We start from the raw sequence: 12,857 nt of genomic DNA, 5'->3' as shown, positions 1-12,857 counted from the left end.
AAACACGTGTCCACGCGTTGCGATGTCCGCGTCATGCATACTGCATAACTGTGACAAGCGTAGCTACGGGCAGAAAATCTGGCGGGTGTCGCGGCAAGCACTACAAAACCGAGCGCGACGCAAATTATTGCCGGACGTCACGACCTTACTAATCCACCCGGGTATGGAACACCGATTGTTTCCGGACGGCACGCCCGGCCCGGTAGTCGCTTTAGCCAATCCGTCAGAACCTCTTTGTCCAGATCCAGTGCCATGCCATCAGAACAGTGAGTTTCTGTACGTTGGCGATCTGCACGAGTACAAAGGGGTCTTCCTATTGGCCGAGGCCGCACGGTGTGCCGGCGTCAAAATGCGGTTTGTGGGCAGTGGTCTGGATCTGGCGAAACTGAAGGCCGACTTTCCCGAACACCGGTTCGATGGTTGGCAAGATCGTACCGGGTTGGAGCGCGCCATGGCCAAAGCCAGGATGCTGGTAGCGCCGACATTGGGTCCCGAACCATTTGGTTTGGCACCGGTCGAAGCTTTGTTATGTGGCGTTCCGGTTCTGGCATCGGATAGCCTGCTAATTAGTCGGGACATTTGCGCTCAAGAGATGGGCGAGAGCTTTGCCGCCGGAGATCGGGATGCGCTGGTTGCAGCATTGGCCGGCCTGTCTGCTGACGATGATTGGGTCGCGCAAATGGCTTCGAATGCCAAAACGGGCGCGCGCCACATCTCATTGTCTTCGCAAGCTTGGTGCGACGCCTTGTTGTCTCTGTACCGCGATATCCTGCAAAGCCCAAGCACAACTCGGGGGACGGAACGTTTGCGTGCCCCTGTGGCCACGTAATGGAGGGACGTTTTGGAAAACACCCGTTGCGATAGATTTGACGCGTGGTGTCGCCTATGTTGGTTGGGTTTGTCATCTGCTTGTCCTGCTGAGAATGGCGGCGGCCAACAATGGCCCAACTTTGACGCCAGAACCGGTGCGTCGGACAGGTTGAGCCAATGACACAGCCAGCCCAAAAAAAAGATACCGTGTTGCGTGGCGGGGTTTGGACCACGGTATCCAAGATTTTTACCCAGTTGACGCAGTTTGCGATCTTCTTGGTGGCCGTACGTATGATGACTCCTGCCGAGTTTGGCGTTTTTGCGTTGGCTGCGGCAATGGTCGTTATCCTGACACAAGTTTCAATGGCAGGATGGTCAGAGTACATCATGCAATGGCATGGGCCCGAGGACCGCATTCGCGAAACTCTCTTTGTGGCAATTCTATGCGGTTTTACGATCGCGGCGATGGGTGTTTTGAGCGGCAGCGCTATCGGGGGCATAGTTTCGGACCCCGTTGCCAAGCCGCTTCTTCAGGTTTTGTCAGTCGGTGTGTTTTTTACTTCGATGGGTGCTGCATACAATGGCGTTTTGGTCCGGCAGGACCGGTTGACGACCGCAGCGCTGATCACGCCGATTGCGGACGTTGCGAACCTGGCCGTCGCGATTTGGGCTTTGTATCAAGGGTTTGGCGTTATGGCGCTGGCGTGGGGACGGCTTTGCGGCGCCGTAATCTGGAGCGTCAGTGGTCTGATTGTAAGTAAAACCACACCCGAGATCATGGGGCGTGAAACGCTTACGGATACAGTGGCCTTTTCCAAAAAGATCATAATGACCCGTCTGGTGGTGAATGTTCGTATCTATTTCGCAACCCTGATTATTGGTGGATTTTTGGGCGCAACCTCAGCCGGATATTATCGTGCGGCGCAGCGCATTGTCGCGGCATTTGAAGAAATTGTCAGCGAACCGACCCGTATACTGTCATGGAATCTCTTCCGCCGCAGCCGTGATGCTTATGGCGATACGTCTGGATTTGGGGCACTTTCGCTGCGCTTCTTTCCCATTCTGTTTTATGGGGCGGTTCCCTTGTTTATCGGCGTGTTCCTCATGGCGGATACGCTGACAGCCGGGATTTTGGGACCCGGTTGGGAGCCCGCAACACCGGTTCTACGTATTCTTGCTGTTGCTGCCCTGATCCGTTGCAGCGGAAATGCCAGCGCCGCGATTTTAACGCTGGCTGGTCAAGTTCAGAAATTACCTTGGATTATGGCGCTATATTCAGGAATCACGATTGCCGCGATCCTGTCGGCGGCGTCATTCGGCATAACCGCAATTGCGTTGTCCGAAGTCGTGGCTTCAATCATTGTCTTTTCGATCAACGCAATCATCATGAAGCGTTATGCCGGTATTCACTGGCATATCATCCTCTGCAGGTCTTGGGCAGTGCTACCGGCGCTTGCGTTGGCTTGCATTCCCATTTTCTTCGCAGACAGGCTAAATCTGTTTTCGGAAGCCCACGATCTAGTCCGGTTTGTCTTGATTGGGCTGGGCATGATGGCCTTCGTCATTCCAGCCGTTCTTCTTCTGGATGGATCTTTGCGCAACGCACTGAGAAACAGAGGCTTTTCGGAACATTCAGTGGGGTGAGCAGAGAAGGAGATGCCGCACGGTTTCGTGGCTTACATCCGCAATGCGCAATATACGTCACTTATAAAGTTCCTTCGCGGATCATATCTGCCGCTTTCTCCGCAATCATCACAACCGGGGAGGCCGTATTGCCGGATACGATTTTTGGCATGATAGATGCGTCAACCACCCGTAATCCCAACAGTCCATGCACCCTGAGATCCGGGCCGACCACAGCAGAAGCATCCGAGCCCATCTTGCAGGTGCCGACAGGGTGGAAAATAGTCGTAGCGATATCACCTACACCTTTCACAAGGTCTTCCTCTGACTCCATCGCCGGGCCAGGCAAGATTTCTTCAGGCTGATAGGGTTTCAGAGCGTTCGCCGTCATAATCTTCCGCGCCTGTCGCACGGATTTCGCTGCAACGCGTTTGTCGTTTTCAGTCGAAAGGTAGTTCAGGCGAATATCAGGCTGTGCTTCGATGTCTTTCGTCTGAATATGGCAGGTGCCCACGCTTTCAGGTCGCAAGTTGCAGACCGATACAGTAATCGCAGGGAAAGGGTGAAGCGGATCACCCAACTTGTCGGTGGACAGCGGCTGCACATGGTATTCCAAGTCGGGTGTAGCCAGATCGGGATTGGATTTTGTGAACATCCCAAATTGGCTGGGGGCCATCGACATTGGCCCTGATTGCGTCAGGCCGTATTGCAATGCAATCTTTGCTTTCCCAAGCAGCGAATTCGCCATCGTGTTCAGGGTTTTTGCGTTCTGGACCTTGAACACAGTGCGGATTTGCAAATGGTCCTGCAGGTTCTCACCCACGCCCTGACTTTCGTGTTGCAAGACGATGCCATGTTCAGACAGCACATCGCCCCGGCCCACGCCTGACAATTCTAAAATTTTGGGCGTGTTGATCGCGCCCGCCGCCAACAAGACCTCGGACCCGGCATAGGCGTCATATTGAACGCCCTTGTGCAGGTAGCGTACGCCCGTCACCTGCTTGCCATCGAACAACAGCGTCTCGGTTTCAGCATGGGTCAGAACGCGCAAGTTGGGCCGTTTCATCGCCGGGCGCAAAAAGCCTTTGGCCGTGTTCCAACGCACACCGTTGCGTTGATTAACCTCGAAAAAACCGGTCCCTTCGTTGCTGCCATCGTTGAAATCTGCGCGCGGTTGGATGCCAAATTCCTTAGCGCCCTCCTGCACGGCTTTCAGAATGTCCCATTCCAAGCGCTGTTTCGAGACCTTCCATTCCCCTCCGTGCCCATGCATGTCTGCGGGCCCGGCATGGTGATCCTCGGATTTCAGGAAATAGGGCAACACGTCATCCCAACCCCATCCGGCATTGCCCAGCTGCCGCCAATGATCGTAGTCCGCTGCCTGTCCGCGCATATAGATCATGCCGTTGACCGAGGTGCATCCCCCCAGCACCTTGCCACGCGGATAAACCAGCGAACGTCCGTTCAAGCCCGGCTCGGGGGCAGTTTTCATCATCCAGTCCGTGCGCGGGTTGCCAATGCAATAAAGATACCCCACCGGTATATGCACCCAGTGGTAGTTGTCTGAGCCGCCGGCCTCGAGCAACAGCACCCGCGTTTTGGGGTTTTCTGTCAGGCGGTTGGCCAGAACGCACCCGGCCGTGCCCGCGCCGACTATGATATAGTCGTAATCCCCATCAAGTTTCCGGACGCTTGTCATGGAGCATTGGTCTTTCTGATTAAAATGCAACAACGAGTTTGCCGATCATGCGGCCAGATTCAATGATCGCGTGGGCTTCTTTGATCGTGGCCACTCAGGACCCAGCAGTCATCGGCGCGAGCTTTACTTTGAAACTTGGGACAGAAAGGTTCCGGACGGAGCCTACCGCTCGTCACTCCGCCGGAAAAAGTCTGGCAAATTCACCGCTCGAATTTTTTCAATCAGGAATCATGCACCCAGACGAAGATCAGAGAGTCCTGAGCCAGGTTTCTACATAGTTTTGAAATTTGACACTCATGCGTTTTGCGAACGAATTAGGGTCTGAGTTGGAAGGACCAACTTTCACTGCCCTGGCTCAATCCACCTTTACAACCATTTTCCCAAAGTTTTCTCCGGCCAGCAGTTGGTTAAATGCAACCGGAGCATTTTCAAGACCTTCAACCACATGCTCTTTATACGTAATTGAGCCGTCCTTCAGCCATCCTGTCATGTCCCGGACAAACTCGGCGTAAACCTCGGGGCCGAAATTGTCGAAAATTATGAAACCCTGCATTTTGACCTTCATCCGCAACAAGGTACCCATGATCACCGGGCCCATATCCGGTCCGTCCGGCAAACCCGGCAAGTTGTACCAGGCCACGACGCCGCAGACCGGAACACGCGCAAACGGATTCAAAAGCGGTAAGACCGCATACAGCACCTTGCCACCGACATTCTCGAAGTAGACATCAATGCCGTCAGGGCACGCGTCGCGCAATTGTCCCGAAAGATCCGCCGCGCGGTGATCCACACAAGCGTCGAACCCAAGGTTCTTTACCACGTGTTCGCATTTTTCCGGGCCACCCGCGATACCCACCACGCGGCACCCTTTTAGCTTTGCGATCTGACCCACGGTTGCGCCCACCGGTCCAGCCGCAGCCGCCACGACAACGGTTTCACCAGGTTTTGGTTCGCCTATCTTCAGCAGCCCCGCATAAGCCGTGTAGCCGGGCATTCCCAGGATACCCAACGCCCAGGACGGATTGTCCGGCGTCTTGCCAAGATTGACGACCTGCTCACCAGTTGAGATCGCATAATCCTGCCAGCCACTCGTGTTTAAAACGTAGTCTCCGGCTTCGTACCCTTCGAGGTTCGATTCCACTACCTGCCCCACAACCTGAGCCGTCATGACCCCACCGATCGGAACCGGTTCAGCGTAGGATTTCGCGTCATTCATACGACCCCGCATGTAAGGGTCCAGAGACAGGTACACCGTGCGCACCAGCATCTCTCCGTTGCCGGGTGTTGGAATGTCTGTGATTTCAAGCCGCAAAGTGTTTTTGTCCGGGCGACCAGTGGGGCGTTCCGCAAGAACTATGCGACGGTTGGTGTCGGATGCTTGGGGCATTGAAATCTCCTAAAAAATGAGAGTGGTGCAACGCAGCCAAGCAAGATTGTCAAAAACTGTCCAGCCCAAAAACCTCGGTTACAAAATGAAGCACGGATTGCGCGAATCCACGCTACCTGTTCAATGCAGCCAAGCGTATCAGAAGGCCGAAGGCGCAAGCCAGCGCCTTCGGCCTCCAAGGGGTGATCACACCCTTTGTAACCTCACTTGATTAATCGAAAACAGATGCGATCTGATCGACGCTCACGCCTTCTTTGATCTCGCGCAGACGGGCATAGATCAGAGCGACTGAAATGCCGCTCAACCCCGCACCAAAAGCTGCAACAACTGAAAAACCTGCCGTCATTGCCCAGCTTCCGACACCTTCAAGCAAACCGGCGGCGAAACTGGCGAGGAAACCACCGATCCCGGCGCAGATACCGATCAGAAGCAAAGCGCCAAAAATTGGCCAGCGGTATCCCTTGCTCAAAGCCGCGCTGCGCCCAAGCCCGCCAAATCCTGCTTTCTCGATCACCACGGCAGGCGCAACCATCGAAAAAACCGCATAAACCCAAAGACCGGGTATGATCAAAGCAAGCGTTGCAAACCCGGTCAGAATTCCTGCGACCGTCGTCAGCACCGCAACCGGGATAGCAGCTTGCAGAGCTGGTGCAAAGTAACGACCCACCTGCAGGCGGCGTCCGAGTTTGGCGTCATATGCCAGTTGCACCAGCAGAGCGGTCGTCAGGGCATAGAACACGACCTGCAGCAAAATCGTCAGTACCCAGGTGGTGACGCCGGAAGAGGTGCTGAAATCGGGGTCTGCCGCACCCAACGCCACATCGGCCCCGACCATCATACCCGCAATCACTGAGCTCAATAACGTCGGCACCAGCGCTAGCAGGATGACGGTGATAAAATTTTTGAACAGGATCGAGAAACTCTCGCCCACGATACTCCCGACGCCGAGCGCCTCGCTGCCCGTGTGTTCTGTTGTGCTGGCCACTGTTTTATCCTCAATACTACTCTGTGTTTCGGCTAGTGTATGATGATCATCTAAGGTTGTCTTCAGTATCTTTATGACACCGGTAATTGAGTTTGAGAGCGGCCTTTCCAAGCCAATTTTTGGGCAAAAAAGGGGCGGCTATTGACATGAATTACGAAGAGTTATCGTCGACCGCATAGTGCTTGTCCCTGCGGCGTTCGCCGAACAACTGGCGTTTCTCAAGATGTTCACGCTGCGCATTATAGAACGCCCGGAGGAATTTCAGCCGATCGGCCTCGGGAACTTTGTTCGCGTAGCCGATCTTTTGGCGGATCTTTTCAACCACGCTTTCAATGGTGGCCCTGTCATTCTGAGAGGGACCCGACGCGCGCCTTTTCTCTTGCGCCCGCAAAAGCGTTTCAAGGGTCTGCAATTCGAATGCGCCGTAGTGATCAAGCTGATGCGCCAGAAAGGTAAAACGCGTTTTTGCGGCCGTCTCGCCGACCGGAACCTGAGCCAAATCCGTCAACAGCACCGGCACCGGTAGGTGGATCACATGTGTACCGGCCATCAGATCGCCCAGCCTTTGCCTGTGACGATTGAACAGCGGCACAAATAGCCCCCCCAGTATCCAGGCCAGTGCCAGCCCCGAGGCCACGGGTGATGAGGTATCAAGTGTCAGCAGCAGGGTTGCGGGCAGAAAAATCTCAGCCTCTTTCATAAGGTTCCTGAGCACCAACGCATGCGTGCTAAGCGATCGGCCATCATGTGAGACGACCTTGATCTTCATCAACCGCTTTCCCAATGTCTGACCGTTCCACGCCAGTTCGGCGATGACGTAGTAGGGCACCCGGATCACGAAGAACAGAAGACTGCCGATAGCAAGCAGCGTCGTAGGTGTGCCAATACCCAGGGACATGATCAATATCAGGACTGCGACGGCGGCGATCAGCGTAATGCCCACATCTGTAAGCTGCGCGGCAAGGCGCACCCCTAGCCCGGCCACCTCAAGGTGGATGGGTACACCTTCGGGCGGGATCAGCTCACCCAGCGATGGGGCTGCCGTCTTGTCTTTGCGTCGCCACAGTTTCATCGCCGCACCCTACCGCCCAAGGCAAACCAGGCCAGCCAGCATAGTCCCAGCCCCCAGCCAATCACGTACCTTATGGCTTTGTCCTGGATAAGCTGGCGCCCGAACCCTTCCACAAGGGCAGCGACCACCAACATAAAGGCCGCCACCAGCGCAAGCTTTACGGCATCCCGGCCCGCGTGGCGCAAAGCAGCGCGGCGGCTTCTTTTCCCCGGAAAAAGGATCGCTGCCCCCAGTTGCACCCCACCGCCGCATGCAATGCAGATTGCCGACAGCTCGGTCACCCCGTGGATAGACAACCACCCCCCAAGATCACTGCCCAGACCGCGTTCCACGTGCAGCGCATAAAATGCGCCCAGCGACAGGCCATTAAAGAAGGTCAGCAAGACCGCCGGCGCACACAGGAATACCCCAAGGCCAAACACAAAGATCGCGATGCGCGTGTTGTGCGAGAACAGGAAAGTGGCAAAGGCCCCAAGTCCCGAGGTGCTGGGATCCTGATCATAAATCACTTGCCGCAGCTCTTCGGTAGTAGATGTTGGCCCGCGCCCTCCGGCCAGTTCCGGCGGCATGAAAACATGATACCAAGCCGGGTTTTCCAGAAACAGCTGATATCCCGCCAAAACCCCCAGCCCCATACACAGGAAACCAATCAGGATAAACAACCAGGATCGACGTATCGCAATCGGCGCGCCGCTGACAAAAAACTTGCGCACAAGCCCGCCCAGACGCTCCTGAGGGGCATAGACTGACAGATAGGCGCGTGCGGTCAGCGCTTCGAGATAGTCCAGCAGCGCCTTGTCCAACGAAATTTCGCGGGCAATGGCCAGGGATGTGGTCGCATTTCGGTAAAGCGCGGCCAGATCGCGAGCGGCCGCGAAATCCATTCGCTGTAGGCCGACACGCTCGGCCTGGGTGACCAAAGTTTCCAGACGACGCCAGTCGGCTTCGCGCTCTTTCCGGAACCGGGCCGAGCGGATGAGGTCGCTTTCCGCCATCAGATCAACTCCCGCGCCTTGATTTCCAGATAGGTCGAGATCAGCTTGGCAGTCACCGTATCGGGACGCGCATCCAGCACCGTGACCCCCAAACGCGCCAACCTTTCCAGCACCAGACGACGTTCGCTGATCGTCTGGTTCGCGGCCACCAGCGTGGCGACCCCGTCCAGATCCTTGGGTGCGGATTCCACCAGCGCCTCGACCTCTGGGTCGCGGATGGTGACGAAGATCAGCAGATGACGCTTTGACAGAATGGCGATGTTCTCGATCAGAAGCTCGGCCGAAGTCGTGTCGATGAAATCCGTGAAAATGATGATCAGACTGCGTTTTGGGGTGCGGGCATTCAATTCAGTCAGGGCCAGGGTATGGTTGGTCTCGTGACCCACATAGGCCAGCTCGCTGGTCCAGCTGCGCAGGCGCGCGAAAGCCTGTCGCCCCGCCCGTGGTGCCACAAAAGATCGCGGACGCACGTCATAGGCGTAATACCCCACCAGATCACCGCCAATTGCCGCCGCCCAGGCAACGGCCAGCGCGGCAGTAACGGCATGGTCAATCTTGGGCACACCGGCGATCTCTTCGCGCATCAGATAGCCGTTATCCAGCGCTACGATAACGTGGTGATTGCGCTCGGCCCTTAACTCTTTAGCTGCAAGCCCCCGCCGTTTGGCCGAGCGTTTCCAGTCGATCGATTTAACGTCCATACCCTGTACGAAATCACGAAGCTGGTGAAATTCGGACCCTTCGCCGATGGCACGGTTTTCCTTCACGCCATAAAGCGTGGACTGCACCGTCGTGGCAATCTCACCCGACTGAATAAGCCGAATATTGGGCACCACCCGAACTTCCAGTGCGAAATCCAGTCGTGGCACGAAATCAAAAAGCTTCAGGCGTGACGACCAGTGAAGCCAGAGATGTTCGAAAGCCCAGATGCCGCGCCGCACGCCGCGACAGTCAATCTCGGCTGATCCGGTCCCATCCGGTCCGATCTTGAACTCGAAATCCGTCGCCCCGATCAATCCTTTTGGCCATTCTAGCCGCGCCTGCAAGTCTTTCGGAGCGTCCGGAACCTGCAATTTCAGCACCTGTATTTCGCCCACAAAAATCTCGGGCCGCATGTCGAAAACCAGTTGCTTTCGACGGCTGAAGGATATCAGCAGATCCGCCGCTGACAAAAGCGCCAACAGGACCCACGGCGCCAGCGCCAATTCACGCAACCCGCCGAAAAATGCAAGTCCCAGAATCGACAACACAAGGGCGACGCAGGCGGCGCTCAGCAATCTGGTAGACGGGCGTATCAGCGGGGGGCCTCGATCTGGTTGAGGATGTTTTCGAGAACCGTAGCAGAGTTTCGGCCCTCGATCTCGGCCGAGGCACCCAGAACTACTCGATGGCGTAACGCTGGTACGAAAAGCCGTTTTACGTCGTCCGGGATTGCGAAATCCCGCCCGTTTAACCCCGCCTGTGCCCGCGTAGCTGCTGCCAGCGCATCAGCGGCGCGTGTAGAGGCACCAAAAGCAATTTCGGCGCTTTCCCGTGTCGCCCGGACCAGTCGCAGGATGTAGGCAAGAATATCGTCATCGAGGATAATCCCGTCGATCAGCGCCCGGCATTCCGCCAGGGCAGCCGCATCTAGGGTCTTCGACAGTACATCCGTTTCCATACCGCTTTCGATCGGGGCATTGGCATGCTGGCGCAGGATCGCCATTTCGATTGCCTCGGGCGGGAAGTCGATTTCAAGCTTAAAGAGAAACCGGTCCAACTGCGCCTCTGGTAAGGGGTACGTACCTTGTTGCTCGATCGGGTTTTGGGTGGCGACTACAATGAATTCACGGCCCAAGGAGTGATCATTGCCATCAATGCTGACCATCCGTTCGTTCATCGCCTGCAAGAGCGCAGCCTGCGTTTTGGGAGGCGCGCGGTTAATCTCGTCCGCCAGAAGCACCTGGGTAAAGACCGGGCCGCGCGTCAGGACGAAATCATTGGTCTGAAAATTGAAGATCGAGGTGCCCAGTACGTCTCCTGGCATCAGATCGGGGGTGAACTGGATACGCCCGAATTCCAGATCCAGCGCAGCGGCAAAACTGCGCGCCAACAGGGTCTTGGCGGTGCCCGGCGGCCCCTCAAGCAAGACATGGCCGCGCGCAAAAAGCGAGACCAAAAGCAGCTCGACCACATCCTCCTGCCCCAGCACCGTCTTCCCGATCTCGGCACGCAGCGCGTCCGAGCGCGCGCGCAATGTTTCAAGTGTCATTCGTTATCAGCTCCAATAGCGCTTCAAGTTCGTCCACATGGTGCATTGCCTCTGCCGGTGGGATCCGATGTGGAAGGTTCCGGATATCCCTCAACACTGTTTCCAGGTCGCGAGAGAGATCCGGATTGTGCCGCGCCACATAGCCTAAAAAGACCTTGGGTTCAGCATAGTGATGGGCAAGCGCCGGGCCAAACAAAGCCGACGCCGATGCCGCTAGCCGGGCCTTTGCGTATTCGCCGGCCAAAGCCCCGTCTTGATCCGAAAGCCGCATCAGACGTGCCCGTGCTCGCACGGCCAGCGATTTTGCGCTTGTGTTGACACCGTCCTCAGCCTGCACCGGGCCATAACGCTGCCATGAGCGCCAGATAAACAGAGCCAACACCAATACCCCGCTCAGCCAGAGCGTCAGAAAAGGCGGGCCAAAAAATCGCTTCAGATCGGCCCAGCTACGTTCGTAGCGCACGGTTTCTTCGGGGTCCGAGAGCCAGACTTCGCGGCTGTAGTCGATCATCACGTTGCGGTCGTCGGCGAGTGCGCTCAGAAGATTGCGGGCGACAATGGCATTATCGCCCAAGCGCAGCCCATGGTTGTTCAACAAATCGGGGTCCGACAAAACCAAAACCCGCGCGCCCCCTGCATCATCCGCCAGCGGGCATTCCGCCAGAAGCATCGCATCCGAGTTACCAATCAGCGGAGAGCAATCAGCCCCGGTGAACAGTTGTGCCGCATAGATCTGAGCCGATTGCCGAACGTCTTCGCCATCAAAATAGTCGAAATCCGTAAAAGGCGTGCGCGCATATTCGATCCGAGCACCCCTTTGACCGGTCAGCTGTTGCAGCAGTGTTTCGATCTGTTGCTGCCGACTGATCAAGACCGGATGCGCCCGACCGGTTAGCCGCATCCCGCTGCGCCATTTGGGCAAGATCACCAAGGTCTGTACCCGACTGGCCTTGTCCAGCACCGCATCAAGCCGCAGATCGTATTCATCCTGCTGTAAAAGCAGTTCTTCTTTTGAGCGCGGATGAACCCGATCCTCATCCAGCACAGTGTCAAATAGCGGCAGCACCAACAGGCCAACAGTTTCCTGATCGACCTGCCAGCCCCCCAGAAAGCTCTGCGCACTTACCTCATTCGTATTTAGCCAGATCCGCAGACCGTCAAACCCAGACGGAGAGCTTCTCAGAACCTGCTGGCGTTGCGATATAACGTAAAAGATCGTGAACAGCAGCAACGCCACGAAACCTAGAATAATCAAGGTTTCACTTCTGGGGCCGCGCCTCGTTGCTTCGGTCGCTGAGGAGTTCATTTGGGGACCTCAGTCAAAAGCGGACGGATATCCTCGACATGGGCCTGAAAGTCATCCTCGCTTACGTCCCGCCCCCCAAAATGCACCCGTTCGCTTGCCAGAACCAAATTGCGTAGGGCGCCAAGACAATGTTGGTCCTCTGGCAAGTGGCGCAACGCATCGCGCGCGGTCCAGCTGCGCTGCAGCAGCACCCCATTGGCCTTGATCGCCGCGCCCAGGGCGGCCTGCGCCAAACGGATCAAAGCTTCGCGCCGGTCCGCTATGCGCAGGATCGCATTCAAGCTGCCCGGAGTGGGCGGCGTTCCTAACCCCGCACGCGGTGCACGCCCGTCACGCCCGCTTTCCGTATTCTCTCGCTCGCGCCCGAATGTGACGGCAAAGCCGCTGCCGTAGCGGACAAAGACAAAAGCGATCATCATCAGGATCGCGGCGGAAATAAGCAGTGTCGCGAAATTCACATCGCCGCCCACCGACCATTGGTTTGAACTAGAGGGTGGTCGCGGCTCTTGCGTTGTCTGTATCGGAGGCGGAGGGCTTGCAGGGTCGAAGTAGGCCACATCTGCATCGACACGGCTTAATCTTATCGCCTTCAGATAGGCTTCGCCACTTTCGCCGATCTCAACGGGGTTTTCGGTAGCCTCTAGGGCGGCTGTCAAATGCGGCACAAAGAAAATGCTGGTTAAGTAAATCAATCGCAAATAACGGCTCATGTGCATATCGATAGTAGAA

11 protein-coding genes are annotated in these 12,857 nt (G+C 56.4%); 2 read left to right on the top strand and 9 right to left on the bottom strand.

The window, feature by feature from the left end:
- Window positions 1-127: 127 nt before the first annotated feature.
- Together AC2FLJ_RS21760 and AC2FLJ_RS21755 are read left to right on the top strand one after the other, a co-directional pair.
- Complete coding sequence (locus AC2FLJ_RS21760; RefSeq protein ID WP_496707626.1) at window positions 128-829, top strand: glycosyltransferase; 702 nt, start codon at window positions 128-130, stop codon at window positions 827-829.
- Between the two features lie 158 nt (window positions 830-987).
- Entirely contained in the window at window positions 988-2,454 is a 1,467-nt protein-coding gene (locus AC2FLJ_RS21755; RefSeq protein WP_496707624.1) for an oligosaccharide flippase family protein, read from the top strand.
- Window positions 2,455-2,515: 61 nt separating this feature from the next.
- On the opposite strand, the gene AC2FLJ_RS21750 is transcribed toward AC2FLJ_RS21755, so the two are convergent.
- The 9 genes from AC2FLJ_RS21750 to AC2FLJ_RS21710 form a co-directional block, all read right to left on the bottom strand.
- Window positions 2,516-4,132 (bottom strand): GMC family oxidoreductase, encoded by a 1,617-nt coding sequence (locus AC2FLJ_RS21750; RefSeq protein ID WP_496699931.1) that lies wholly within the window; start codon window positions 4,130-4,132, stop codon window positions 2,516-2,518.
- A gap of 355 nt (window positions 4,133-4,487) precedes the next feature.
- The gene (gene curA / locus AC2FLJ_RS21745) at window positions 4,488-5,519 is read right to left on the bottom strand and encodes an NADPH-dependent curcumin/dihydrocurcumin reductase (RefSeq protein ID WP_496699932.1); all 1,032 of its coding nucleotides are present in this window, start codon (window positions 5,517-5,519) and stop codon (window positions 4,488-4,490) included.
- A 211-nt stretch (window positions 5,520-5,730) separates the two neighbouring features.
- Window positions 5,731-6,504 carry a hypothetical protein gene (locus tag AC2FLJ_RS21740; protein ID WP_496707622.1) on the bottom strand — a complete coding sequence of 258 codons (774 nt, stop codon included), beginning with the start codon at window positions 6,502-6,504 and terminating at the stop codon, window positions 5,731-5,733.
- 151 nt (window positions 6,505-6,655) lie between these two features.
- A complete protein-coding gene (locus AC2FLJ_RS21735; protein ID WP_282119250.1) occupies window positions 6,656-7,576 on the bottom strand; it encodes an RDD family protein in 921 nt (306 codons plus the stop codon).
- Complete coding sequence (locus AC2FLJ_RS21730) at window positions 7,573-8,571, bottom strand: stage II sporulation protein M (RefSeq protein WP_496699934.1); 999 nt, start codon at window positions 8,569-8,571, stop codon at window positions 7,573-7,575. Before AC2FLJ_RS21730 ends, AC2FLJ_RS21735 begins: the two co-directional genes overlap by 4 nt.
- A complete protein-coding gene (locus AC2FLJ_RS21725; RefSeq protein WP_496707620.1) occupies window positions 8,571-9,821 on the bottom strand; it encodes a DUF58 domain-containing protein in 1,251 nt (416 codons plus the stop codon). The genes AC2FLJ_RS21730 and AC2FLJ_RS21725 overlap by 1 nt, the downstream gene beginning before the upstream one ends.
- A 44-nt stretch (window positions 9,822-9,865) precedes the next feature.
- Window positions 9,866-10,822: an AAA family ATPase gene (locus AC2FLJ_RS21720; RefSeq protein ID WP_496707618.1), complete on the bottom strand. Its 957-nt coding sequence runs from the start codon at window positions 10,820-10,822 to the stop codon at window positions 9,866-9,868.
- Complete coding sequence (locus AC2FLJ_RS21715) at window positions 10,812-12,128, bottom strand: hypothetical protein (protein ID WP_496707616.1); 1,317 nt, start codon at window positions 12,126-12,128, stop codon at window positions 10,812-10,814. Before AC2FLJ_RS21715 ends, AC2FLJ_RS21720 begins: the two co-directional genes overlap by 11 nt.
- Window positions 12,125-12,838, bottom strand: coding sequence for a DUF4129 domain-containing protein (locus AC2FLJ_RS21710; protein WP_496707614.1), 714 nt, complete (start codon window positions 12,836-12,838; stop codon window positions 12,125-12,127). Before AC2FLJ_RS21710 ends, AC2FLJ_RS21715 begins: the two co-directional genes overlap by 4 nt.
- Between the last annotated feature and the right edge of the window lie 19 nt (window positions 12,839-12,857).

The sequence above is a fragment of the Ruegeria sp. CDSA034 genome (genome assembly GCF_059612275.1).
Note: the sequence above shows the minus strand (reverse complement) of the source record. Positions and strands in the feature narration are given on the sequence as shown.